This is a genomic window from Corynebacterium sp. UMB10321, from assembly GCF_030228725.1.
GTDB lineage: Bacteria > Actinomycetota > Actinomycetes > Mycobacteriales > Mycobacteriaceae > Corynebacterium > Corynebacterium pseudogenitalium.
Map to the genome: position 1 here is coordinate 534,938 of NZ_JASOZC010000001.1, position 24,108 is coordinate 559,045.

General features: G+C 57.6%; 21 protein-coding genes. 18 read left to right on the forward strand and 3 right to left on the reverse strand.

Annotation, left to right across the window (positions count from 1 at the left end; all coding sequences use genetic code 11):
• Window positions 1-191 precede the first annotated feature (191 nt).
• The gene (locus QP752_RS02645; RefSeq protein WP_284804256.1) at window positions 192-2,783 is read left to right on the forward strand and encodes an excinuclease ABC subunit UvrA; all 2,592 of its coding nucleotides are present in this window, start codon (window positions 192-194) and stop codon (window positions 2,781-2,783) included.
• A 150-nt stretch (window positions 2,784-2,933) separates the two neighbouring features.
• On the opposite strand, the gene QP752_RS02650 is transcribed toward QP752_RS02645, so the two are convergent.
• Window positions 2,934-3,188 carry a type II toxin-antitoxin system prevent-host-death family antitoxin gene (locus QP752_RS02650; protein ID WP_070363564.1) on the reverse strand — a complete coding sequence of 85 codons (255 nt, stop codon included), beginning with the start codon at window positions 3,186-3,188 and terminating at the stop codon, window positions 2,934-2,936.
• 259 nt (window positions 3,189-3,447) lie between these two features.
• On the opposite strand from QP752_RS02650, the gene QP752_RS02655 reads away from it, so the two are divergent.
• Genes QP752_RS02655 through QP752_RS02665 form a run of 3 tightly spaced genes read left to right on the forward strand, consistent with a single transcriptional unit; the run spans window position 3,448 to window position 4,772 of the window.
• Window positions 3,448-3,894, forward strand: a complete 447-nt coding sequence (locus tag QP752_RS02655; RefSeq protein ID WP_071569255.1) for a hypothetical protein — start codon at window positions 3,448-3,450, stop codon at window positions 3,892-3,894.
• 43 nt (window positions 3,895-3,937) lie between these two features.
• The gene (locus tag QP752_RS02660; protein ID WP_071569254.1) at window positions 3,938-4,435 is read left to right on the forward strand and encodes a hypothetical protein; all 498 of its coding nucleotides are present in this window, start codon (window positions 3,938-3,940) and stop codon (window positions 4,433-4,435) included.
• A 43-nt stretch (window positions 4,436-4,478) separates the two neighbouring features.
• Window positions 4,479-4,772 carry a hypothetical protein gene (locus tag QP752_RS02665; protein ID WP_071569253.1) on the forward strand — a complete coding sequence of 98 codons (294 nt, stop codon included), beginning with the start codon at window positions 4,479-4,481 and terminating at the stop codon, window positions 4,770-4,772.
• Window positions 4,773-4,936: 164 nt separating this feature from the next.
• Here the strand turns inward: QP752_RS02665 and QP752_RS02670 are convergent, their stop codons facing one another.
• Entirely contained in the window at window positions 4,937-5,584 is a 648-nt protein-coding gene (locus QP752_RS02670) for a hypothetical protein (protein WP_256060159.1), read from the reverse strand.
• A 244-nt stretch (window positions 5,585-5,828) separates the two neighbouring features.
• On the opposite strand from QP752_RS02670, the gene QP752_RS02675 reads away from it, so the two are divergent.
• From QP752_RS02675 to QP752_RS02740, 14 genes are all read left to right on the forward strand, one after another.
• Window positions 5,829-7,055, forward strand: a complete 1,227-nt coding sequence (locus tag QP752_RS02675) for a type IIL restriction-modification enzyme MmeI (protein ID WP_284804262.1) — start codon at window positions 5,829-5,831, stop codon at window positions 7,053-7,055.
• 486 nt (window positions 7,056-7,541) lie between these two features.
• Complete coding sequence (locus QP752_RS02680; protein ID WP_284804264.1) at window positions 7,542-10,211, forward strand: class I SAM-dependent DNA methyltransferase; 2,670 nt, start codon at window positions 7,542-7,544, stop codon at window positions 10,209-10,211.
• Complete coding sequence (locus QP752_RS02685) at window positions 10,205-11,407, forward strand: restriction endonuclease subunit S (RefSeq protein WP_284804266.1); 1,203 nt, start codon at window positions 10,205-10,207, stop codon at window positions 11,405-11,407. Before QP752_RS02680 ends, QP752_RS02685 begins: the two co-directional genes overlap by 7 nt.
• Window positions 11,404-14,559: a type I restriction endonuclease subunit R gene (locus tag QP752_RS02690; protein WP_284804267.1), complete on the forward strand. Its 3,156-nt coding sequence runs from the start codon at window positions 11,404-11,406 to the stop codon at window positions 14,557-14,559. Before QP752_RS02685 ends, QP752_RS02690 begins: the two co-directional genes overlap by 4 nt.
• Window positions 14,552-15,298 (forward strand): M48 family metallopeptidase, encoded by a 747-nt coding sequence (locus QP752_RS02695; RefSeq protein WP_284804268.1) that lies wholly within the window; start codon window positions 14,552-14,554, stop codon window positions 15,296-15,298. The genes QP752_RS02690 and QP752_RS02695 overlap by 8 nt, the downstream gene beginning before the upstream one ends.
• A gap of 10 nt (window positions 15,299-15,308) precedes the next feature.
• Window positions 15,309-16,859, forward strand: a complete 1,551-nt coding sequence (locus QP752_RS02700) for an ImmA/IrrE family metallo-endopeptidase (RefSeq protein ID WP_284804269.1) — start codon at window positions 15,309-15,311, stop codon at window positions 16,857-16,859.
• Between the two features lie 541 nt (window positions 16,860-17,400).
• On the forward strand, window positions 17,401-18,090 hold the full coding sequence (locus QP752_RS02705; protein ID WP_284804271.1) for a sigma factor-like helix-turn-helix DNA-binding protein: 690 nt from the start codon (window positions 17,401-17,403) through the stop codon (window positions 18,088-18,090).
• A 5-nt stretch (window positions 18,091-18,095) separates the two neighbouring features.
• Entirely contained in the window at window positions 18,096-18,341 is a 246-nt protein-coding gene (locus QP752_RS02710) for a hypothetical protein (protein WP_284804273.1), read from the forward strand.
• A complete protein-coding gene (locus QP752_RS02715) occupies window positions 18,338-18,763 on the forward strand; it encodes a hypothetical protein (protein ID WP_284804274.1) in 426 nt (141 codons plus the stop codon). Before QP752_RS02710 ends, QP752_RS02715 begins: the two co-directional genes overlap by 4 nt.
• On the forward strand, window positions 18,750-19,889 hold the full coding sequence (locus QP752_RS02720; RefSeq protein WP_284804275.1) for a DUF2800 domain-containing protein: 1,140 nt from the start codon (window positions 18,750-18,752) through the stop codon (window positions 19,887-19,889). The genes QP752_RS02715 and QP752_RS02720 overlap by 14 nt, the downstream gene beginning before the upstream one ends.
• A 22-nt stretch (window positions 19,890-19,911) precedes the next feature.
• Window positions 19,912-20,466: a DUF2815 family protein gene (locus QP752_RS02725; protein ID WP_284804276.1), complete on the forward strand. Its 555-nt coding sequence runs from the start codon at window positions 19,912-19,914 to the stop codon at window positions 20,464-20,466.
• An 11-nt stretch (window positions 20,467-20,477) separates the two neighbouring features.
• Window positions 20,478-20,669 (forward strand): hypothetical protein, encoded by a 192-nt coding sequence (locus tag QP752_RS02730; RefSeq protein WP_284804278.1) that lies wholly within the window; start codon window positions 20,478-20,480, stop codon window positions 20,667-20,669.
• Between the two features lie 78 nt (window positions 20,670-20,747).
• Window positions 20,748-21,071 (forward strand): hypothetical protein, encoded by a 324-nt coding sequence (locus tag QP752_RS02735; RefSeq protein ID WP_284804280.1) that lies wholly within the window; start codon window positions 20,748-20,750, stop codon window positions 21,069-21,071.
• A gap of 214 nt (window positions 21,072-21,285) precedes the next feature.
• On the forward strand, window positions 21,286-22,494 hold the full coding sequence (locus QP752_RS02740; RefSeq protein ID WP_284804282.1) for a hypothetical protein: 1,209 nt from the start codon (window positions 21,286-21,288) through the stop codon (window positions 22,492-22,494).
• Window positions 22,495-23,104: 610 nt separating this feature from the next.
• Here QP752_RS02740 and QP752_RS02745 read toward each other — a convergent pair.
• On the reverse strand, window positions 23,105-23,851 hold the full coding sequence (locus tag QP752_RS02745; protein WP_284804284.1) for a hypothetical protein: 747 nt from the start codon (window positions 23,849-23,851) through the stop codon (window positions 23,105-23,107).
• Between the last annotated feature and the right edge of the window lie 257 nt (window positions 23,852-24,108).

The following is a 24,108-nucleotide window of genomic DNA, read 5'->3' on the forward strand; positions in this document are numbered from 1 at the left end:
GCTGGTCAGAGGGGTATCTCAGCGTGTTTTCTATCGCAAAGATTTGCGACTTTTCTTTATATGGCCAGTGATTGCTTCGGCGGAGGTTTTCCGAAGAGGCTGTTATACCTGGAAGATCGTCCCGGGCCGCGTCCAAAGCGATCAGCTACCTCGCCAGATAGGGGAGCAGCCCACACGGTAGGGTGGCCACCATGATTCACTCCACGTCCGAGTCCCCGGCTGCGCACGTTTCGGCGCGTGCGGGTCACGATCCAATGATTCGGGTGCGTGATGCGCACCTGCACAACCTGAAACACATCGACGTCGACCTGCCTCGGGATACCCTCGTGGCGGTCACCGGTGTGTCGGGGTCGGGCAAGTCCAGTCTGGCCTTCGGCACGATTCATGGGGAGGCACAGCGCCGCTACCTGGAGTCCGTCTCGCCGTTTGCGCGGCGTCTGATCGGTGGCGCGGTCAACCCGCGCGTCGGCTCGGTCGCGGGGCTGCCGCCGACAGTGGCGCTGCAGCAGTCCACCACCCTGGGTGGAGCGCGCTCTTCCGTGGGCACGATCTCGAATATGTCGAATAGTATCCGGCTGCTCTTTTCCCGCTCCGGCAGCTACCCGGACGGCATGCGCGAGCGGCTGGAATACGGCAGGCTCGACTCCGACGCCTTCTCTCCCAACACCACGGCCGGCATGTGCCCCGAGTGCCAGGGCACTGGTACCGTGCACCAGCCGACGGAGGAGTCGATGGTGCCGGATCCCAGCCTGTCCATCTGGGACGGCGCGATCGCCGCATGGCCGGGGGCGTGGTTGGGGAAGAACTTCCGGGACATCCTGGGCACCCTCGGCTACCCGCTGGACGTCCCGTGGCGGGATCTTCCGCAGAAGGACCGCGACTGGATCCTGTTCACGGACGAGCAGCCGGTGGTGACCGTCCACCCGGTGCGAGACGAAAACGCCGTGCATGGGTCGTATAAGGGCAAGTGGCGCTCGGTTGCTACCTACCTGACTGACACGTTGGCGGAGACGGAGTCGGATAAGAACCGTCGTCGGGTGCTGTCCTTCATGCACTCATCGACGTGCCCGACGTGCCAGGGCCGCGGTTTCCAGCCGGATACCCTGCAAGTCACCTACGCTGGCTACGCCATCGACGAGTTCAACGCGTTGGCGTTGAAGGACGTATTGGTTGTGCTGGAAGACCACCTGGAGCGCTTGGGCGGCATCACGGAGCAGGAGTGGAACGAGCACGACGAGGCCGAAGAGCTGCTGTTGGATCAGGTGCTGCCCACGGTGCGCGCGGCGATTGAGCTGGGGCTGGGGCACTTAAGCCTCTCCCGTCCGGCACGGAGCTTGTCTGCCGGCGAGCACCAGCGCCTGCGGTTGGCATCCCAGTTGAACTCGAGCTTATTCGGCACGACCTATGTGTTGGATGAGCCCTCGGCGGGCTTGCACGTCGTGGAGCGCGAGGCGGTCTCCGAGTTGCTCCAGCGCTTCATCGACGCGGGTAATTCGGTGCTTTTGGTGGAGCACGATATGTCCCTGGTGGCGGGATGCGATTGGATTGTGGACATCGGCCCCCGCGCAGGGGAGCGCGGCGGGGAGCTGGTGTTCTCCGGCCCGACTAGCCAGTTCCGGGCCAACGCCGGTGAGCTGAGCTCGCCCACGGCTGCCGCTTTGAACGAGAAATTCCCCGAGCTGACGGACACCCCTGCCGGTACCGGTGAATCCATCGGCCTGCGCGGCGTGCACGCACGCGCCTTCGATGGGGCCGACGTGGACTTCCCGCTGGGAGCACTGACCGCGGTCACGGGCGTATCTGGTTCTGGCAAATCCACCCTGGTCATCGGGGTGCTGGCGGACGTGGTGTCCCGCTCTGCCAAGCAGGTGGTCGGCGCCGAGGAGGCCTCGGACGGGGATGTGGATGCTGAGCTCACGGCAGGTTCAGATCCCTCTGAGGATTTCAGGGTGGACAACGTAGAGGGCGTCGATAAGATCCGCAGGTTGGTGCACATCACTCAGAAGCCGATTGGGCGCACGGTACGCTCCACCGTCGCGACGTACACGGGGCTGTTCGATCACGTCCGCAAGCTCTTCGCCGCGACCCCAGAGGCCAAGCGGCGGGGCATGTCGGTGTCGGACTTTTCCTATAACACGACGAAGGGCCGCTGCCCGGAGTGCGACGGTGCGGGCAGCATCGAGGTCGAGCTGGTGTTCCTGCCCGGCACGTACACCACTTGCCCGGCCTGCCACGGCAAGCGCTACAAGCCGGAGATCCTTGAGGTGCAGTGGAACGGCCGCAGCATCGCGGATATCTTGGCCCTGACCGTGGACGAGGCGCTGGAGGTTTTCGCCGAGGAGTCGAAGATTCTGCGCTCTGTCGAATTCTTGCACGCGCTCGGCCTGGGCTATCTGCGGCTGGGGCAGGGGTCCCCGGAGCTTTCGGGCGGGGAGGCGCAGCGCATCAAGCTGGCCTCCGAGATGCAGCGCGGCTCCAGCCGCAAGCACAGCCTGTACCTCCTTGACGAGCCGACGACCGGCCTGCACCCGGCGGACGTTGATCTGTTGCTCGCCCAGCTGCGTCGCCTTGTCGACGACGGCGCCACGGTGGTCGTCGTCGAGCACGACCTGCGGGTGGTCGCGCAGGCCGATCACATTATCGACGTCGGCCCAGGCGCCGGCGACGAAGGTGGTCAGATCCTGGCCACAGGGACGCCGGCGGCAGTCGCTCAGCAGGGCGTGGACCCGGATTCGCGCTCGGTGACGGCCCAGGTGCTGGCCGCACGGGCTGGGTTGCACTGAGGCCGAGCATCTAGCGTCTGCGATCTCGTATACAACGCGGTGATGCTCGACGCGGATACGCTTCTGGGTCTGCTTGTCGAGTTTGCCTAGTTCCTTCGCAGCAGAAGATTTGAAGGTGATGCGATAAGTGGCGTTTGACATAACCGAGCTTTACGCGAAGCCGAGTTCCTTTTTGAGGTCCTCAAACGAGATTTCCTCGCTCTCTTGCCGAGCAATTTCGGCGGCGCGGATGTCTTCCAGGTCCTCGAGAGCTTCGACAGCGCGGGCAAAGAATGTAGGAGAGACGACAACTGCGCGAGCGCGGCTGCCCCGGCTGGTGATAACGACAGGTGTGCGCTGCGCTTCCTCTAATAGCTGGCTCTGCGAATTGCGGAACTCGCTGGATGCCACTGATTTTATTTCCATATCGTAAATGTACATCTTGTACATATCAGTGGGCAAGGGGATTTCACTGGGCGTTCCGATTCTTGCTTGGGGCCAAAAGGTGCTGTAGCTCGATTGATCTGCAGGGGTTTGCTCGTGTCGAGGTGCTTAAGGAGTGCGATGCAGTTCGACCACCGTGCTGGGCGCATGCTGGGTGGCGCGTATTCGATAAGGCACGTGTTAGCATCTGGTGACGCGCGGGCGTATACGCTGCAGAAGTTCCCACTTTGGATTTACGGAAATGGCAACAGCCGCAGAGCATCAATTCGATTTAAAGGCCGCTGCAAACTATTTGGCGGACATCCTCAATAGGGATGCGTTGAGCGAAAGCGATTCTAGGGTTGAGGGTGCCGTGGATTTGCCGAAGTTTCATGGGGCTGCCGCTTGGATTGATACGTTTTTATATCTCATTTTGGAAGTGGAAACGTCGACTGGGACCACCTTCGTGGGGTTTGAAACCCTCTTTCAGCCCGAGGGAACGTTTCAACAAGATTCGGTCGAGTATGAGAATGTCCATGATTTGTGGGCGTACGAAATTGCTGGCGATTCGTTTCTTCAAACACTCAGTTTTGAGGATCCGGATCGCATCACTTGGATGAGAGCTGATACGAAACATTTCGTTCCTGCTACCTGGAGCGATTTGCTGGATTTTGCTTATGGGTCGAATCGAATATGGGTGCGGGATTAAAGTGGCACCAGCACCGGCATGAAACCTAGGAGGATGCAGCCTCATGAGCACCGACGTACACTCCAGCTATTTCCTCGCTGATTCTTACGCGCCGCGCCTGAAGAAGATTGACAAAGAGTCGCGCGCCCTGCTTGTCGAATACCAGACTCTGCAGCCTCCTCTGGTCTTGGCAGATATGGATGTCACCAATCTCCGGGGAGTCGCTTTCCCGCGGAGCTCAGTGGAGCGGATTCGCGATTCGGACCTCGGCGAAGAGGAGCGTCAGAAAGCAATTGCTTACCTGTTGGGGTGCTGGTATATCGACCAGGTTGATGGTGTTTGGGATTTCGTTCCCATGCCTGTGGACAAGCCAGCCCTCTACTTTTCGTTTGGCCTCGGGGTCCGGACGAAGAACAGCTCGATGCTCATCGTCGCCGAGTCCGCACGAGAGATTGTGGAAGGCGGGGATCTCGCTTTTACGGAAGCTCTTTATACGTCCAATGTGAAAGTCGAACGACGACTTGCGGAAGAAAGGTCTCGTTCAGAGGAAGCTAGGACCTAGAGCCTCGCACCAATTACCCCAAAAGAAGAATTAGGAGAGAAACATGGTCTTTGCGATTTTAGGTTCAGGTGCATTAACCGCGCTATTCGTGTGCTTTTGCATCTTGGTAGTTGGATTCCTAGTCCACTTATTCACTGAGCGAAACGTGCTTTCTGCATACCGCTTCTTAGTTGCGATGATTTTACCAGTACCCGTTTTTCTGATGTACAACATATTTCGCAGTGGGATGGGCGATGGCTGGTTTAGCATTGTGGTCAGCGGGTATTTAACTACCGCAGTCATCATCAGTTTCCTTGGGCGCCTCATTGAGCGCTACAACAGCGAAGAGCGGGAATAGGAGCGACCACGAGGAAAGAGGACGTTTACTCGGCGCCTCCCGCAAGGAATTTAAAAAAGGTCCTTTGCCCGATACCGAGTCGGCTGGCCACTCCCGCTTTGGGCACACCACCGGCTGCCCAGCTTGGCGGCCGATGGGGTCGTTCACGAGTACATTGGCGTAGCTCAAGCACTAGCGACGCCGCGACCCTCGGCCTCGCCTAGAAACTTTCGCTGGGCTGCCAGATACTCGCTGAGATTCACGACGGTATCGTCAGTTGAGTCGTGGGGTGTGGCAGGCAAGTTGGTGCTCAGCCCGTTCTGTGAGTTCCAGGTTTGAACCGATTGCATAAGGCTTATCGCTAGATTGTTGGGCTGAGCATGCCACTCCTTATTCGAATCGTTGTATTCTTCCCACGCCTCCTCAAGTTCTGAGACCGTGTCGGAGGTCACCGCTCCTGCAGCGGCGGCGTCAAACCAGGCGGTGGCCGCTGCTGCAAATCGGTCCTCTATATTTACGCGTTCTTGAATCTTGGCCTTCTTGCTTCTGACAGATAGCGTGGCCATCGTTCCACCTGCAACGAGAGCCGTAAGACCAATCGCGCCAGCAACTATTGGGTATTTCCGGGTCAGTTCAATTCCACGTCCAGCTACGAGTCGCACAGTGTTTACTGCTTTCTCGGCGGTGTTAGGCTCAATCGTCACTTCTGCCAAATGTTTAACGATCTGGCCGGCACTGTTGCGGACTACACTACCGTTGCGAATGAGTTCACCTGTTTTCAATCCTTGTGCAATCGCCTCAGGGATCACGATGGCTGTTTGCTGTAGCGGCATGGTTCTCCTCTTTTTATAGGGAAAATGATGCTTCAAATTATGACCTGACGTGGACCCAAAAGCTAGAGCCATGGTCATGAAATCGGCTTTGACAGACCAGTTGGAATGCCAATTGCTAAAGGGCATTTGAAACGCCGGCGTTGAAGCGCGTTGAGCCCCAAAGCAGAAGTTCTCTGGGGCTGAGGCCCCAGACTTATCGACGATCGCCCGCTCGCATGTCGGGTGCCTCCGATAAGCTACCCGTATGAGTTCTGTGACAACTGCTCCGCGTCTTGATCGCGCCACCATGCGCCGCAACCTCGACAGCTTCAAACACCGTTGGAACGAACGCCTCGATGGGTGGCGCTCACTCGACGAAGGCGCACTAGAACGCAAATACGCACAGTCGTACTGGGCAGAACTCCTCGCATGCTTCGGCATCACCGCCTCGCGCATGGACTTGTTTGAGCAGGACGCGAAGCGCGCCTCAAGCGGTCAACGCGGCTACATCGACCTCTTCTGGCCCGGCGTCGTCATCGGCGAAGCCAAGAAACCAGGCGTCGACTTACAAGTAGCAATCGACCAAGCCCGCGACTACCTCCTCGGCGGCACCGTCAACGACGCCGAACAACCCCGCTACATCATCGCCACGGACTTCTACCGCATCAGGCTCATGCGTCTGGGCGATCCAGAAACTCGATTCAACATCGAGTTCCCACTTGAGGAGATCACGGATCACGTCGACGAACTCAAGTTCCTGGCGGGCTACGAGGATAAGCTCACGCACGTTGAGCAGACGCAGGCTTCGATCGCCGCATCAAAGATCATGGCGAACCTGTTTACCGCCATGGTCGGCGACGACGTCGACGAAGCAGTCGGCGACGCAGCCCCCACCTACATGCAGGACGAGGAGCTCGCGGTGCAGGAAACATCCATGTTCCTCACGCGCCTGCTGTTTCTCCTCTTCGGCGATGATGCCGGGTTGTGGGAGCAGGACCTGTTTTATCGTTTCATTCTTGAGCACACCAACAGTGAGAACCTCGGCACGCAGCTTGCCGGTTTGTTCGAGGTGCTCAATACACCGGAGGAGCGTCGCCGCCGCGTCCCAGACTCCATGGCTGCGTTCCCGTACGTGAACGGCACGCTGTTTGAAACCATCATGCCCACCCAGTTCTTCACCCCGGAGATGCGCGACGCGATCCTGGTTGCCTGCCGGTTCCAGTGGACCAACATCTCCCCGGCAATCTTCGGCTCGCTTTTCCAACTGGTGAAGTCGAAGGAGGCTCGCCGCGACGACGGTGAGCACTACACGTCTGAGAAGAACATCTTGAAGACGCTCGGCCCGCTATGTCTCGACGAGCTCCGCGAAGAAGCCGATCGCCTCATCAACTCGAAGTCAACCAGTGTGAGGAAGCTCCAGGAGTTCCGCGACAGTCTCGCCACACACGTATTCATGGAGCCAAAGACGTCGAGTTTGATAAAGGCGGCGTGAACCACCGAAACACACTCTGACTAGAGAGTTTGTGTGCTTCCCGGTGGTTGCGCCGGTGCTGGAAGGCGCTCGGGCGGCCGGCAGAAGCCTGCCAGGGGTGTTGCGGCGGCTGCCCTTCGGGTGCGGAGGGGGTTAGCGGCGAAGCTTGGCGTGAGCGTGTCGAGTACACCGGGCTCTCCACGCTGGTACCATCTATAGGGTTCGTAAAGGCACTCCCGGTTGGTGCTGGAACCTGATCATATGGGAGGTGTTGAGCGTGGATGATGCGCCCGAGAAGACGACGATGGACTTTTACAACATATCGGATTTTCTGCGTGGCTAGTCGTCCAAGATCATCACGAAGCTGTCCGAGAACGACGACGCCGCGTTCGTGCCGAAGAACGGCAGGCCATTGGCTGTGCTGATGTCGAGTGGACGCTACGAACGGCTCATGGAGGCCGGTATCGACATCACCGAATACTGAGGATTTTCGACGAGGGATTTTGGATGGCAGTAAAAAAGACAGAGCTTTATTCCTTACTGTGGGAAGCCGCGAACAAGCTTCGTGGCGGTGTGGAGCCTGCTCGTTACAAGGACTACGTACTCACCCTGCTGTTCTTCAAGTACGTCTCAGACCGGTACAAAGGTCAACGCTACGGCGACTTCACTGTCGAAGAGGGTGCATCCTTCGATGACTTGATTGCTGCCAAAGGCAAGAAGGACATCGGTGAGCGCGTCGACAAAATCCTCTCCGCATTCCTGGAAGAAAACCAGCTCCAGGGCTCACTGCCGGAAGTGTCGTTCAACAACGAGGACGAGCTGGGTCGCGGCAAAGAACTGGTGGACAAGGTCACGGGGCTGATCGCGATCTTCGAGAACCCTGCGATCGATTTCAAAACCAACCGTGCCAGTGGTGATGACATCATCGGTGATGCCTACGAGTATTTCATGATGAAGTTCGCCCAAGAATCTGGCAAGAGCAAAGGGCAGTTCTACACGCCGCCTGAAGTGTCCAGGATCATGGCCAGGTTGGTTGGGATCTCAAGCATTCAGCCACGCACAGGTCGCCCGTGGACGCTGTATGATCCGGCGTGCGGCAGCGGTTCCCTATTGATTCGTGCTGCTGATGAAGCGCCGGTGAATCGCCAGGGCAATGCGATCGTGTCGATCTACGGTCAAGAGAAGGACAACTCGACGGCTGGCTTGGCGAAGATGAACCTGGTGCTCCATCAAAAGGGTACGGGCGAAATCAAAACTCACTCGACTTTGTCGTCGCCGCAGTACATCGACGAATACGGGCAACTGAGAAAGTTCGACTTTATCGTGATGAACCCGCCGTTCTCCGACAAGTCGTGGTCGGACGGCATCTCCCCGGCCAATGACATGTACCACCGATTTGACGGCTTCGGGATTCCTCCGGAGAAGAACGGCGACTGGGCGTGGTTTTTGCATGTTTTGAAGTCCTTGACCGAGGACGGCAAGGCCGCAATCATCATGCCTCACGGTGTTTTGTTCCGGGGTAATGCGGAAGAAGCGATCCGCAAGCAGGTACTGGAGCGGAAGTATGTCACGGGGATCGTGAGCCTGCCGGCAAACCTCTTCTACGGCACTGGCATCCCGGCGTGCATCGTCGTGATCGACAAGGAGAACGCCGACGAGCACGAAGGCATCTTCATGATCGATGCCAGCCAGGGGTTCAAAAAGGACGGGAACAAGAATCGCCTGCGCGAGCAAGACATCGAACGCATCGTCCTGACCTTCAACCAGCGGATCGAAGTCGGCGGCTATTCCCGGATGGTCGGCTACGAGGAGATCCTTGAAGACAATAACGGCAACCTCAACGTCCCCCGCTACATTAAACGCCCCAGCACCGAACCGCCCCAAGACATCGCCGCGCACCTGCAAGGCGGCATCCCAGCCTCCGACCTTGATTCACTGGCTACCCTGTGGCAGGTGGCGCCAAACCTGAAGCAGCGCCTTTTTGCCCAGCAAGACTCAGGCAGGTTCGCGCTGCTGCACAACCCAGACGAACTCGCCGCACAAATCACAGCAGACGAGATGCTCACCGCACAAAAGACCGTCGAGACCACCGATCTGCTGACTCGATGGGCGGAAGCCTACGCCAAGCCTGCCCTGCTCGGCGTGGACAGCGACACTGATCCTCGGATGATGATTCGTGAGATCGGCGAGGAGCTTCTCGATGGTTACGCCGGTGCGAAGATGCTTGATCCCTACGACGTGTTCGACGTTCTCCTGAACTACTGGAACGCGCGCCTTCAAGACGACGTGTACATCCTCAAAGCTTCCGGTTTCGAAGCTGGCCGTGAAGTGGAGTACGCCTACAAGCAGAAGAAGACTGAAGATGGGCAGACGACCACCACTGGGCAGGTCAAAGGGTTCGAGGGTCTGCTGATTCCCACCACCATCATCGAGGCCGAATACTTCCCGCAAGAGCAGGTACAGCTTTCTGAGCTTGACGGCACCCTGCTCAGCATCGAAGCTGACTTGGAGGCTCTCCTGGAGGATCAGCCCGAAGAAGACAACCCGTTCGCCGAAGTCCTCAGTTCCACCGGAAAGGTCATTGAGAAGGAACTCAACGCCAGGCTCAAAGCACTCGACGCCATGAAGCAGTCGCCGCAACTTGACGTCCTGGACGAGTTAATCGACAAGTTCATGCAGAAGAACCTGATCCGCGTCAACTGGTTACTCAAACACCACTCGGACATCGCCGAGCTGGATCTGTACGGCAAAAGCGGCAAGCCCATCAAGACGAAGCTGGCTGCTGCTCGCCAGCAGCTGGCAGCCACGGCTCCCGTTCCGGAGGCGTATCGTGACGAGTACGAAGCCCTGGTCGGCTACCGGGACAAACTCGATCACTTGAAGGCGGTGAAGAAGCAAGCGAAGGCAGCCCGTGAAGAACTCGACCAGAAGGTGCTCGCCCAGTACGGCAAGCTCACCGAAGACGAAATCAAGCACCTGCTGTTCGACTGTAAATGGCTCCCACACCTACAGTCGCAGATCTCCGACATCTTCGACCGGCAGGTCAACACCTACGCGATCCGTATCACCGACATTGCCCGACGCTACGAACGCACCCTGCCCGCAATTGAGGACGCCGTCGAGCGTTCTCGCGCCAACGTGATACGCAGCTTGGAAAGGATGGGGTACACATGGTGAGTTATCCGGAGGGCTGGCGCGAAGTCTCCCTAGGAAATATCGCTAACTTAACTATGGGTCAATCTCCTTTGGGTAGCTCTCTTGGGTCAGTTGGTGTCGAGTTTCATCAGGGGCACTCCGAATTCTCGGGCAAGAATCTGGGCAAATCGATGATTCGAACCACAACCCCATTACGAATGGCATCTTGTGGGGCTATTGTTATTTCTGTTCGCGCACCTGTTGGTGACGTTGCCCTCCTGGATAGAGACGTATGCATTGGTCGCGGGTTATGCGCGGTTAGTGTAGGCCCTGAGATTTACCGGGACTACCTGTATTACTCGCTAAAGGCACACGAAAATACCTGGTCAGAATTCTCAACGGGAACCACTTTCGAAGCGGTGAATGCAGATACTGTTCGAGACTTCTGCGTCACTATTCCGAGTCTTTCTGAGCAGCGGGCGATTGCTGAGGTGTTGTCGGGGTTTGATGAGCATCTTGCGAACTTGGATGAGTTGATCATGAAGAAGAAGGCGATCCGCGACGGTGCTATGAAGGAATTGGTTAGCGGCAATTCGCGGCTTGGTGGTTTTGGTGACAAGTGGACCGACATCTCCTTTGAAAATATGGTTGCCCCTAAAGCCAGGATCGGATGGCAAAATCTTAGGACTGATGAATACCTGGATTCTGGTTACAGCTACATAATTGGTGGAACGAATTTTTCCGACGGGACAGTAGACCTCGCTTCATGCAAGTTTGTTAGCGAAGAGAGGTTTCGAATGGATCCAGCCATCCAAGTGAATCAAGGAGATGTCCTAGTCACGAAAGATGGAACAATCGGAAAAGTGGCTGTGGTTCCCCGGCTTGAGAAGCCGGCGACGCTCAACAGCGGAGTCTATGTTTTTAGGCCGGTTGATGGTGTTGCTAGGCGCTTCTTGTACTGGGTTTTAAGGTCAGACATTTTCGATAGATTCATTGCGGATCTGTCAGCCGGATCGACGATTAAACACTTGTACCAAAAAGACTTAGGGCGTTTTCACTTCCGTGCACCAAAGGATGTACCCGAGCAGGAAGCCATCGCCGATGTAATGTCGTCATTTGAAGAAGATCTTCTCGTCCTCAAAGAAGAACGCAAGAAGGTGGAGCGGTTGAAACTTGGCGCGATGGATGATTTATTGACGGGGCGGGTTCGCCTAACGATTGAGGAGGAAGCGGCATGAGCGCCGTAGTGAGTAGCGAGTTCGAGACGCAGAAGCGTTTGATCAAGGACTGTTTGGTCAACGATCTGGGCTACGAGTACATCGGGAACCTGCACGACCTGTTCAACAAACCGGTCGACGAGGAACACCTGACCGCCTACCTGCGTAGCAGGGGCTACCCCCGGGAGGCAGTGGTGAAAGCCGCGAAGGAACTGCGGGACTTGAGCGAAGACCGTGTTGCCTCGCTCTACGAGTTGAACAAGAAGGTCTATTCGCTGCTGCGCTATGGCATCACTTACAGTGAGCCCGGTCAAAAGGAAAAGAAGCGGCTCCACTACATTGACTGGGAGCAACCTGAACTGAACGAGTTTACTGTGGCCGAGGAGGTCACGGTTCGCTACACCACCGGCAAGAAGTCCAAACGGCCAGACATTGTGCTGTACGTCAACGGAATTGCCGTGGGTATGTTCGAGTTGAAGAAGTCGTGTGTCGAAGCGTCCCAGGGCATCCGCCAGTTGATCACGAACCAGAAGCGCGAATACATTTCTGGATTCTTCAGCACCCAGCAGCTGCTGTTCGCGGGCAACGAAACCCAGGGGCTCTACTACGGAACGATCGAGACGCCGGAGAAGTTCTACCTCCAGTGGCGCGAAGATCCGAAGGCTACTGACCCGGTGTCGGTTGATGTTCAACACTTGCGGGATCAAACTAAAAATCCGCTGCGACAGGGCGTGATCTCGCTGTGCGAAAAGCGGCGCCTACTGCAGATCATCCACGACTTCGTGATCTTCGACGCCGGGATCAAGAAGGTTCCCCGGCCTAACCAGCTGTTCGCTAATCTGGCTGCCCGCCCCTTCATCGAACGGGGCGAGGGTGGCATTATCTGGAACACCCAGGGCTCCGGCAAGTCACTAATCATGGCATGGCTGGCCAAATGGATCATCGAGCACGTCGATGATTCACGCGTGGTTATCATCACCGACCGCGACGAATTGGACAAACAGATCCGCGACCTCTTTATCGACATCGATGAGAAGATCCGGCAGGCAAGAAGCGGAGCCGACCTGCGAGCTATCCTCAGCAAGCCAGACGATCGCGTGGTGTGCTCACTGATCCACAAGTACGGTCACAACGCTGGCAAGGACTCCGACATCGATTCCTATCGGAAGGAGTTGTTGGACAACCTTCCTGCGGACTACCAGGCCAAGGGACACATCGTCGCGTTCATCGATGAGGCGCACCGCACCAACTCTGGCAAGCTCCACGAAGCTGTCCGCCAGCTCATGCCGGGAGCAACCCTCATCGGGTTCACCGGCACACCCTTGTTGAAGAAGGATAAGAAGACCACGTTGGAGGTCTTCGGCCCCTACATCCACACCTACAAGTTCAACGAAGGCGTGGATGATGGTGTGGTTCTTGACTTGCGTTACGAAGCGCGTGACGTTGACCAGGATCTGTCCAGCGAAGCCAAGATTGACCAGTGGTTCGAGGCGCGAACCGCAGGGTTGACCCAGACCGCGAAAGACAAGCTGAAGGCGTCTTGGTCGACGCTGAACAAGCTGTACTCGTCGAAGGACCGGCTACAGAAGATCGTCAACGACATCATCTTCGACATGCAAACCAAGCCGCGGCTGACACGCGAGCGTGGCACTGCCATGCTGGTGGCAGGCAGCATCTACCAGGCTTGCCGGTACTGGGAGCTGTTCCAGATAGCGGGCTTCAAGCGCTGCGCGGTCGTGACTTCCTACGAGCCAACGGATGCCTCCGTTCGCACCTCCGCGTCTGACCTGGATCAGGAAAGCGAGGACGAGTACAAGAAGCGCATCTACGAACGCATGCTCGGCAGCCAGACGGTCAAGGACTTCGAGGATGAAGCCAAGCGGTTGTTCAAAGACGAGCCAGCAAAAATGAAGCTGCTGATCGTTGTCGACAAGCTGCTAACGGGTTTCGACGCGCCGAGCGCCACCTACCTGTACGTCGACAAATCGATGCAAGATCACGACTTGTTCCAGGCGATTTGTCGAGTAAACCGTCCCGACGATCCGTCTAAGGACTATGGGTACATCGTTGACTACAAGGATCTCTTCCGGTCAGTGCAGTCCGCGTTCACTGACTACACCAGTGAGGCTTTCGAAGAGTACGACAAGGAGGACGTCGAAGGTCTCATCAAACAGCGTGCCCTTGAAGCGAAAGCCAAGATGGAGGGGGCGCGTGACTCGCTGCGCCAACTGCTGTCTGAAGTGCCAGCGCCTCGCGATGATGCGGCCCATATCAGCTTCTTCTGCGAACCTGCCGTAGCAGAGGATGATGCTGACGCTGATTCACGCAAGCGCAACACGTTCTACGGACTGGTGTCAGCGTTGACACGGTCGTTCGCGGACTGTGCCGATCGCCTCGTCACGGATTTCAACTACACCGATGTGGACGTGGCAAATATCCGCACAGATGTCTACAACTACAACCATTTGAAGGACGCGGTTATGTTGGCCGCGCGAGACTGGATCGATCTGCGCAGCTACCAGGAAGACATGCGCTTCATTCTGGACACCTACGTCACCGCCCAAGACAGCACTGTCGTCTCTAAACTTGATGACACGCCGTTGGTGGAGTTGCTACTGGATAACGCTTCGACCACCCCGGTCGACCAGATCTTGGACGGGGTCACTGGTGACGATAACGCCAAGGCCGAGATCATCGACGCGAACTTGATCAGCGAAATCGTCCGCAAAATGCCGATGAACCAGTCGTACTACGGCAAGATGTCGGAGCTATTGAAGAGGCTCATCGGGGAGCGTCGGCTGGGAGCGTTGTCGTATGCTGAGTACTTGCGGCAGGTAACCGAGTTGGCTCGACGTATCCACAGCCCGGAGGAAACCGAAAACTATCCAGAACAGATTCGCGACTCGCAAGCCAAACGGGCTCTTTACGACTTTGCACAGGAGCAGAAGGACTTTGAAGGTCTCGCCATTGAAGACGTGGCATTACAAGTACACCTTGCAATCGTGGACTCAGTAGAGGTGGGATGGTTAGCGAACCGCGCGAAGCAGCAACGCATTAAGAACGCGATCGCCCAGACCCTAGAGGACTACGAGTTGTTGGAGCCAAGAATTGACCAGCTTGTGGAGGAAATCTACGAGTTGGCAACCAGGCAGGGAGAGTACTTCGATGACTAAAGAGGAGTTTCAAGTAGGGAATGTCCCCGTGATGGTTCTTCGCAAACAGAACTTGAAGAATGTGTACCTACGTATCCTGCCACCCGACGGGCAGGTGACCGTCAGCGCACCTTCTTACGTTCCGACTGCGGAACTATCCGACTTTCTCCTCTCGAAGCTCCCGGACATCTACCTACGACAGGAACGGATGCGTTCACAACCCCGGCAAACGGAGCGAACCTACGTCTCAGGCGAGGCTCACTATCTGTGGGGCAAACCGTATCGACTGCAAGTAGTCTACGACGGCACTCGCGCCTCGGTGGTGAAAAAGGCCAGCAAACTGGTGATGACTGTGCCTGCCGGCTACACGCTCGAACAGCGCGAACGCGTGATGACGGAGTGGTACCGGACTGAGCTGCGCAGAGTTCTCAAGTCCGCTACAAGGCGATGCGAACAAGTAACTGGCGTTGAGGCTGAAGAGTTTCGAATCAAGAACATGAAGACCCGCTGGGGCACCTGCAATATTCCCAAGCGACGCATCTGGTTGAACCTGCAACTGGTCAAGAAGCCACCGGAGTGCCTCGATTACGTTATTACCCACGAACTTGTTCACCTGGTTGAAGCGAACCACACCCACCGGTTCCAAGAGCTGGTGGAAAAGTACTGCCCGACGTGGCGGGAAGCCGACAAGTCGCTGAAGGAGATGCCGCTCGACCATATCAGCGAAGGAGACGTGCCGGTTGCCACCCGCGATGCGTAGCCACGCTGATGTGTACGACATCAACAAGAAAACCGGTGCTCTCATTCTGGGGAAAAACCGGCTAGACGACTACGCCGAAAAGTACCTGACCGAGCACTACCCAAAAGCGCTCGAAACGCCGATGGCCATCCCTGTCGAGGAGCTTGCGAAAGAAAGCGGCCTACGAATCAAAGAGGCGCAGCTGTCCGCCAGCTCGGATGTATTTGCCTGCTGTGTTCTCGTCGATGGCGAGGTGAGCATTTACGATCCAGCCACCGGTAAATGCGCGCCGCGCTTCTATCCAGCCGGGACGATCCTAGTTGACCCCACCTCCGAGTGGTCAATGGGCGAGGGTGCACGACGAAACGCACTCATGCACGAAATCCTCCACTGGGAAAAAGACCGCACCTTCTTTCAAATCCACCATGCGCGTCTAGCTGCCACAGGTGGAAGCCTGGAGCCAATGAAGTCGCGGGTTTCCACCACCTTCTTCACGCCTTCAGAGAAATCCAGGCGCAAGGAAACCGAACTTCAGTGGCTCGAATGGCAAGCCCACCGGCTCGCTCCGCGGGTGCTGATGCCAAGGCCCACGTTCATCAGCGCGGCCAACGACATCCTGGACTCCTCACCCAATCTGAGCTGCGGAACCTTACTCGATCAGCTGGCCGCCTTCTTCGAGGTTTCCCGCTCGGCTGTGAAGTATCGGCTCCTTGAAGTCGGACTGAAATCCCGGATCACCAAACTCGCCGACTACGAGCGGGTCTACAGCTTCATGGATGAAGGCAAGGAAGACTTCACGGCGCTCAGCTACCAAGATGCTGCTGTCCTCCTCAGCGGGCACCCCCGTTTGCGTAGATGGGTACAAGCTGGCGACTATATCTTCGTCGAAGGCTACTTCGTCAAGAACAGCACAAGATACGTGCGCATCGACGCCCACGGCACCTACCGGCTCAAACCCGCTGCGAAGAAGAGCCCGGCGAAAGCCTTCCTGCGCATTCAATCCGTCGTCACCAAGGACTACGTCGGCCTCGACAAAGACCTCGACTCGCTGTTCCACCTCGAACACCGCCAAGGCGTCGACAAGCGCATCATCTACATCGACCCAGCTCATCAAGCCACGCCCGACGACCACGACGACCAGAAGGTGTTCGCCTCCGCCGCCGGGACGATGAACTCTATCCTGGAGGATGCCGCAAGGCTCGACGACATCGTTGGTGATCGCCACTCATCCTTGTGCCAAACCATCGCCAACCTGCTCAAGTACCGAGAGATCCGATACCCACGCACCTTCACGGAACGCACTGGCCTGTACGACGCGCTCTTCAACAAGATCCAAAAAGACACCGTGCTTACGATGAAGCGAGAAACCCTCATGGCACTTGCCATCGGTCTTGGCCTCAACGCTTACGCCACCATCAAGCTCATGGAAAAGGCGCAAATACACCTGAACAGGGACATGCGACCGGACAGCGTCTACTTGCTCATGCTCGAACGCTTCCCCGGAATCTCCATCTACGACGCCAACGGCATACTCGAAGCCCACGGAATTGAACCGCTGGGAAGCAAATCCCGCTCCAGCTAAAACTCGAAAACTCCGCAAGTCAGGATCAAGCCCCGTAAGGGGCCTTTTTCATGCCCGAAAACCGACGAACACGGCGTTGACCAGCGATTTCATTCCCGACTTGGTGAGTCAGGATTTAGCTCTTGGACTCCGGCAAGCTCTGGTTTATGAGCAGATCAACATACCTACGCGGGCCACCCTGCATTGGCGAACCTCCAGCAACCTGTCCGGTTTCGACTTGTGTCGTGCCGGACAGGTGAGGGCGAGCTGCTTGCGGTGGCCAACGCGGCTATTCGTCCTCAAGTCCGGGCCTGGTGCCCGGGTGCCCATCTGGCGGATGGGCGACCTCCACAGCGAATGCTGGCTGTGGTTGTAGGCAACTTTATTCACTAGTGAGACCTGCTCCTAGAGCGCTCGGCGGGTCACCACATCCACCACTCTTTTTTGCGAGGTGGCGGGTGGGGTGGCTCGCCTTTGTCGTTCTTGGACGGTTCTCGCTCGTGATCTGAGCGCTACGGCGCAGGTCTCCGAAACCCCGTGACTGGGGAGAACGGAGACCGCCATGAAGGTCACCTTCAGGCACGAAGCCGACAACAACAAGCACGAATCCGTCATCGACGTCTACGACATCGCCTCAGGTGAGTTCGCCGTGATGGTGGAAGCAGACCAGCGTGAACGCGCAGCGCAGCTCGGTCGCCCGGTCGACGAGGTCGAGCCGAGGCATCCACAACAGATTCTCGACGACCTGGCTCGAAAGGAAGAAGCCGTCTTCCACGAGGCGTACCGGGGTGACCGCGGCCCTGGCTCACGCACATGCACGTGTGGTGCCGGGTGCGGTCCGCGCCGTGGCTGCCGGGTGCCGAGGAACGCGCCGTGGTCGCTCGACTGGTTCCTGGAGATCGACCGCGACCCGGCCGATCCCACTGCGTCGCCCGAAGACCGGCTGATCGCCACAGAGAATACCGCCCAGAAAGCCCGCGAGAGCCAAGCGCTGCGGGAGGCGATCGCCGGTTTGGAGGGCAAGGCCCGGCAAGTGATGGAGATGATGCTCGCCGATACGGACATGAAGCAGTCCGATGTTGCCCGCGCCCTGGGACTGTCGCGTGCTCGGGTCTCGCAGCTGTTTAAGGAGGCCGCTGCGGTGATTCGGCAGGCGGTGGAGGCGACGCGATTTAACACTTCCGACGGTGTCGGCAGTGGGGTGAAGGGAGCAGCCACCCGGGCTACTCCCACTAACATGGAAGGCAGGTGAAGGAGATGACCGAGCACAGGCTCAAGCTCCATATCGCTAAGCACATCCCCGATGATCCGGGGGTTGTCGGTACCCGCACCGTCACCCTACGCGAACGCATTATGCGTAAGCTCTTGGATCGCAAGCAACGAGTCATCATCGTCGTGTCTGGCAACCCGGTCAAGCAGATCGACATCCCCGAAACCGACGACCTGATGGCGTTGGCTGACGCGGTCGGAGCCACTCCTCGTGAGGGTGGTGATGCGTCGTGAATGTCACCGATGCGAACAAGCACATCGCCGCGTTGAACAAGATCGCCGAGGGCTTGACGATGCTCGCGGCCGCGATCGAGGAGACCGCGTGGCAATCGTTTGAGGATCACGTCGGGATGCTCGGTGCGCGTCCGATCGCCGCCGCCCAGCTCGCGCAACCCGCCCTTGAAGAGGCAGCCGCCGAATACGGGGCCACCCAACAGACCGCAACCGAACCCAAGCCGGAACCTCAACCGGAGCCGGAGCCTGTGTCGTTGGTGCAGGTGCGTGGCGTCCTCGCCGACCTGTCCAGCCAGGGGCTGACCGAGCAGGTGTGTGAACTCATCGTCGCTACCAGAGCAGACCGACTTTCCGCTGTCGACCCGGCCAAGTTCTCGTGGCTGCTCGCCAAGGCGAAGGAGCTGTCTGATGGCTCCCAGTGATCACGCGCTGTTGTCGGCATCGGGAGCGCACCGGTGGTTGAACTGCACACGCAGCGCCGTCCTGGAGTCCCACGAGCCGGACTCCACGTCGGATGCCGCCGAGCAAGGCACCGCAGCGCACGCTCTGGCGGAGTGGAAGCTCCGGCGCACCCTCCACCAGGCACCCACCTTCAAGCCCGAATCGGACTGGATTGACGAGGAGATGGAGCATCTGACCGACGACCACGTGTCGTTCGTGCAGGAACACGCCTCGCTGGCACGTGAAACCTGCGCTGATCCGCAGGTGTTGATCGTGCAGCACCTGGACTTTTCCCATGTGGTTCCGGGCGGGTTCGGCACCGGGGACTGCTTAATCATCGCCGAACCGAAACTTCAGATCATCGACCTGAAGTACGGCCAGGGCGCTCTCCTCGATGCCGAGCGCAACCCGCAGTTGATGCTCTACGCTTTGGGGGCGCTCCACGCCTTCGGGGATCTGTATGACATCGAGACTCTGGCGGTGACGATTTATCAGCCCCGCCGAGGAAACTTCGACACCTGGGAAACCAGCGTCGTCGAGCTCCAACAGTGGGCTGAAACCGAGGGGATACCTCAGGCAGAGCTGGCCTCGGCGGGGGAGGGCGAGTTTTGTCCTGGCTCGTGGTGTCAATTCTGCAAGATCGCGACCACGTGCCGGGCACGAGCCGAAGCGAACCTTGCGTTGGCCAAGCTCGAGTTCGCCCCACCAGCAGAACTGAGTGATGCAGAGATCGCTGACGTACTAGCGAAGATTCCGGATCTGAAGTCATGGGCGGCGGATGCGGAAGCTTACGCCCTGTCGAAGGCCATCAATCAAGGCATCACGTTTGAGGGATTCAAGCTCGTAGCGGGGCGTTCGGTACACAAATACACCTCCGAAACCGACATGGCGAAGGCTGCTGCGGTGTCTGGCTATAGGGGCATCTGGGATTGCCAGTTCATCACCCTCACAACCATGGAACGCCTCATGGGTAAACCCGCTTTCAACGAGATCCTCGGTGCTCTCGTGACCAAGCCTGCAGGCAAACCCACGTTGGTTCCTGCATCCGATGAGCGGCCGTCGCTCGACCTGGTGAGTGCGGCGACCGATTTTCAACCCAACAAGTAACAAGTCGAAAGCAGAAAAAGTTATGACAACGACTAACACAACTCGTATTGTGACCGGCGAAGTTCGCTTGTCCTGCGCACACGTCTGGGAGCCAAACCCCATTCAAGGCGGCAAGCCGAAGAACTCCGTCTCCCTGATTATCCCGAAGTCTGACACCGCCACGATCACTGCGATTGAGAAGGCCGTAGACGCCGCCATCGAGCAGGGGATCGGGAAGTTTGGTGGAAAGCGCCGCAACAAGGCCGCCCTCAAGCTTCCGCTGTGTGATGGGGATATTGAGCGTGACGATGAAGCCTACGCGAACGCCTACTTCCTCAACGCGAACTATCTGACGGCTCCACAGATCGTCGACATGAACCTTGCCTCGATCCTGGACCGCGCCGAAGTGTACTCGGGCTGCTACGCACGAGTATCTCTGTCCTTCTATGCGTTCAACACCAATGGCAACCGCGGTATCGCTTGCGGACTGAGCAACATCCAAAAGACTCGCGACGGCGAGTCCCTCGGCGGCGGGCGTGTCTCTGCTGAGACCGACTTCGGTGCTTTCATCCCAGCCGACGACGACTTCCTGGACTGAGAGGACACATCATGTTTATGGATTGTTTCTGGGCTATCACTTTGGCTTACTGGGCCTACTACCTCATCCCGAACGGCATTGTTGCCTTCGTTTCGTGGGGGATGGACAAGCGTGAAGAACGCCGATACGTAGCGATGCTCGAAGAAGAACGAGTACGCATCAAGGCCATCGAGGTCGCGAAGGCAGAAGCCTCACCCCTGTAAATAACCGACTCGTTGAGGGAACGACCGATCAAGGCGGTTCCCTCCACCTCATTTCCGTGACGTGAAAGGAGTTTCGTCATGCGCAGGCTCTCCATTGGTATCGAGACATTCAGCCCCGTTCGGCTCGCCAAGACGGGTGTTTACCAGTATGTCGACCGCCTAGACTCTGACCTGCTTCTCTTCGGCTATACGGTTGACGGTGGCCCGGTCGAGGTGGTCGATCTTGCAGGCGGCCAGACCATCCCTGACGAGGTTCTGGCGGCTTTGGTGGATTCGGGTGTGGTCAAGTGGGCGCATTACGCCGCCTTCGAGCGTGTCTGCTTGTCATCGTGGCTCCACACGCATCATCCAGAGCTTTTCGCTGATGGGTTTCTTGATCCATCCAGTGGCGCCGCACCATGATCTGGTCCGCATACCTAGGTTTGCCAAGGTGCCTCGACGCAGTCTGATTTTCGGAGTCCAGTTGGAAGCTTTCAACCCTAGTTGGATGCAAAATGGCGGCACAGTCGTGCTCGCGGCATGAGTGGTTCATGCCAGAGATGATTGGTGCAAGCACTCGCTGGTTTCTTGGGTACCTTGAGAAGGGTAGCAGGACATTCGAGAAGGAGGATTCGCGGTGAGTGATAAAGTCGAGATCGTCAGTGATGGCGAAGGAGCGCTCGTGCTCGGCTCCCGCAAAGCCGTGCGGCGTTTCCTGAAGCAGCATGGTCTTGCGAATGCTGCCGACAGCTTCAATCTTGAACGGCTAAATAAGGTTCTTGGTGTAGGTTCAGATTTGCTCGAAAGCGTTTCAAATATTGCTGAGCAGTCCGCCATGTACCTGAAGCTCACGCCTGAGTCTGCACAACGTCTAAGAGACTCAGGTGGTCTGATGCCAACGAAGACCAAGGGTATCAGTCACGCAATGCTTGGTAAGACCGGCGATAGATCGATGAAGTGGCTCCAGGTAGACACCAAGGCGTCATCGTTGATTTCCAACCCTAGAATGCTTGCAGGAGTTGCTGGCCTGATGAGTCAGGTTGCGCACCAGACAGAAGCTCAGGAGTTTCGTGAGTTCTTGGTCAGGATTGAGGGGAAACTCGATGATGTGCGCCGCAGCCAACGGAACGCCGTCATTGCTCAGATGCAATCGGCAGCTGGTCAGATCAAGGAGGCACAGAATCTTCGTGAGAAAGGTGGAGATCCCAGGACGCTTTGGGACAAAGTTCAAGGTGCGCATTCAACCATAAGTAATGTGCAGGAAGAAGCATTGCTTGCTTTGGAGGACCTCGTCGAGAAAGCTCAGGCGGAGGAAAAGCCGCGTGCGATCAAGAAAACGACTCGCGAGATCGAGCAAGAAGTTGCCCTGCACCTAGCCGTCCTAGCGCGGTGCTTCGAACTTGAGGATCAGTTTCGAATCATCGAACTGGATCATGTCATGGCAACCGCCCCCGACTACTTGGAAGGCCACCGGCAAGGTTTGATGAAGAACCGAGAGCAGCGACGCGGCAAGATCCTAGGGAGAACTCGGCCGCTGATGCATCAGTTGGATCGCTGCGGAGCTGTTGCGAACGAGAATATCATCCTTCACTCCCGTCAAGCGCAAGCCATTATCGCGTCTTTGAATTCCACGGCCGAAACGATTCGGGAGTTTCATGAGTCTCTTGGAGTGACAGTTGAGAGAGACAACATTGCCGCGGTTACGCGGAGCGAAGCATGGCGCGACCCCAATCAGCGAAAAGTCGCTCGTAAAGAAGCCGGGCAGAAGATCCTAGTGGTGGGGGCGGGGGCAGCACTCGGAGGGCTCGGTTCGGCGGTCGTAAAGTTGGTCAAGAACAGGAATTGATGTCAACCCACTCAGCGCTTTGATCCCGGAATGTGAAGGTAATGGTGCTGTCGACGGCAACTTCGGCGTGGTCGACGAGGGTATGCCAAAGGTATGGGGCGAACTCGATGCTGGTCGGGTCGAGGACCGTACTTTGGCTTAAGGGACAAAATTTTTGTGTAACTAGCCGCGTCCGGCCCACTCTTTTTTCGCGTTTAAGCTGGGGTTTCGAAGCGGACACCCCGACAGCAGGCGCATTGAACTTGTTGGAAGAGGCTCCGTAGAGTGGGCCCCGATAGATTCCCGGTCAAGCCTCTTTCCCTTGAGGGAAATGCACAAATGACTGGAACCTTTCGTTATCTGTGGCGGCGTACTCGATGCCGAATGGTTGGTTGGGCCACGGGCAGCGGATCGGACTGCTTGGCCAGCGGTCATGTACATTGATGACAGCGCGGCTTCAGGTGAATTGAAGACTGGAATGGTCGCGCCTGGGTGATCATCCGGTAGCGGTTCACCCAGGCGCGATGTAGACGTTTGGGGCTTCTCGCAAACTTGCGAACGAGCGTAAGCGCCAGAAGCTGCTCTTTGCTAGTTACGCGCAGATGAGCAGCGGGCGAGCAGGGCACCAGGCCTAACTGTCCCAGTCCACCGCCCAGGGCTCGTCCTCTTCTTGCTGGTCCATGAGGGTGTTGATCGGCTCCGTCAGATGCTGGTCAATCACGGTCCAGGCGGCTTCCTTCTGGTCTTGTAGGAAGATCTGTACCATCGCTTCTCTGCTGCGCGGGATGTCGGCGACGTCCTTCGCCCACCCGGCGAGACGCAACACCCTCTTCGCCTGCGCGATCAGGTCCGCCTCCTGGTTGAGTTCCAACCACAGCTCCTCGACGGCCTGCGGGCTGTGGTCCCTCCCGAGCGTTTTCAATGCTTCCTCGACGGTGGTTTTCATGACGGCGTCGACAGCCCAGGCACATTCGATTCCCGGGTAGTGGTAGCGCATCATCCCGACCACCTTGTACGGATTCCCGTCGGCGACCTCCAGGGCTTTAGCCGCGAGTTGACCAGCTTGGTAATGGCGGAACTGGAACATCACCCGGTAAAACGCCTGGTCTTTCTCCTCCTGGATCCCTGGTGTCTCGCGTAGCAAATTGAATACGTTCACTTCCGTTGCGCGGTGTTCGTCGCTGAGCTCGCGGAGCATTGTGTAGGCCGTCGGCTCGTTCGCGTTGTCCGGATCGGTGATTTTCAAGTACTCCACGAGGAAGGAGATCGAGGTGCTATCGCGATCGGTCATTGGCAGGTCCCAGTCGGAGCCACCGTAAATGTCGGGGACAAGGCGTTTCGGGTAGCCATGGAACCGCACTGTGGGCGTTGTTGTCATGATTGGTCTCCTTCGGTGTCGTTGGTGTTGCTGCAATGTAGCGAACGGGTCCGACATTTCGGTGGGCAAGCACGCGGGCGACGCTGTATCGGTCGTGCTGGTGGCGCATTTTGGCAGGTAGAGGTCGGGATACAGTGTTCATGTTGCCGAAGGCGTGTTCGAGTGGGGTGTTCGAGTGTGGGCGGAGGGGCGTCGAAAAGCAGCGAAGGGCAGGGGCGGAAAATGTGACCTATGTCCCAGAAGTTTGCGTTGTTTTC

Excerpts from the sequence above, each read along its gene's own strand:
- QP752_RS02645 (WP_284804256.1), top strand. The coding sequence starts at position 192 with ATGATTCACTCCACGTCCGAGTCCCCGGCTGCGCACGTTTCGGCGCGT.
- QP752_RS02650 (WP_070363564.1), bottom strand. The coding sequence starts at position 3,188 with ATGGAAATAAAATCAGTGGCATCCAGCGAGTTCCGCAATTCGCAGAGC.
- QP752_RS02655 (WP_071569255.1), top strand. The coding sequence starts at position 3,448 with ATGGCAACAGCCGCAGAGCATCAATTCGATTTAAAGGCCGCTGCAAAC.
- QP752_RS02660 (WP_071569254.1), top strand. The coding sequence starts at position 3,938 with ATGAGCACCGACGTACACTCCAGCTATTTCCTCGCTGATTCTTACGCG.
- QP752_RS02665 (WP_071569253.1), top strand. The coding sequence starts at position 4,479 with ATGGTCTTTGCGATTTTAGGTTCAGGTGCATTAACCGCGCTATTCGTG.
- QP752_RS02670 (WP_256060159.1), bottom strand. The coding sequence starts at position 5,584 with ATGCCGCTACAGCAAACAGCCATCGTGATCCCTGAGGCGATTGCACAA.
- QP752_RS02675 (WP_284804262.1), top strand. The coding sequence starts at position 5,829 with ATGAGTTCTGTGACAACTGCTCCGCGTCTTGATCGCGCCACCATGCGC.
- QP752_RS02680 (WP_284804264.1), top strand. The coding sequence starts at position 7,542 with ATGGCAGTAAAAAAGACAGAGCTTTATTCCTTACTGTGGGAAGCCGCG.
- QP752_RS02685 (WP_284804266.1), top strand. The coding sequence starts at position 10,205 with ATGGTGAGTTATCCGGAGGGCTGGCGCGAAGTCTCCCTAGGAAATATC.
- QP752_RS02690 (WP_284804267.1), top strand. The coding sequence starts at position 11,404 with ATGAGCGCCGTAGTGAGTAGCGAGTTCGAGACGCAGAAGCGTTTGATC.
- QP752_RS02695 (WP_284804268.1), top strand. The coding sequence starts at position 14,552 with ATGACTAAAGAGGAGTTTCAAGTAGGGAATGTCCCCGTGATGGTTCTT.
- QP752_RS02705 (WP_284804271.1), top strand. The coding sequence starts at position 17,401 with ATGAAGGTCACCTTCAGGCACGAAGCCGACAACAACAAGCACGAATCC.
- QP752_RS02710 (WP_284804273.1), top strand. The coding sequence starts at position 18,096 with ATGACCGAGCACAGGCTCAAGCTCCATATCGCTAAGCACATCCCCGAT.
- QP752_RS02720 (WP_284804275.1), top strand. The coding sequence starts at position 18,750 with ATGGCTCCCAGTGATCACGCGCTGTTGTCGGCATCGGGAGCGCACCGG.
- QP752_RS02725 (WP_284804276.1), top strand. The coding sequence starts at position 19,912 with ATGACAACGACTAACACAACTCGTATTGTGACCGGCGAAGTTCGCTTG.
- QP752_RS02730 (WP_284804278.1), top strand. The coding sequence starts at position 20,478 with ATGTTTATGGATTGTTTCTGGGCTATCACTTTGGCTTACTGGGCCTAC.
- QP752_RS02735 (WP_284804280.1), top strand. The coding sequence starts at position 20,748 with ATGCGCAGGCTCTCCATTGGTATCGAGACATTCAGCCCCGTTCGGCTC.
- QP752_RS02745 (WP_284804284.1), bottom strand. The coding sequence starts at position 23,851 with ATGACAACAACGCCCACAGTGCGGTTCCATGGCTACCCGAAACGCCTT.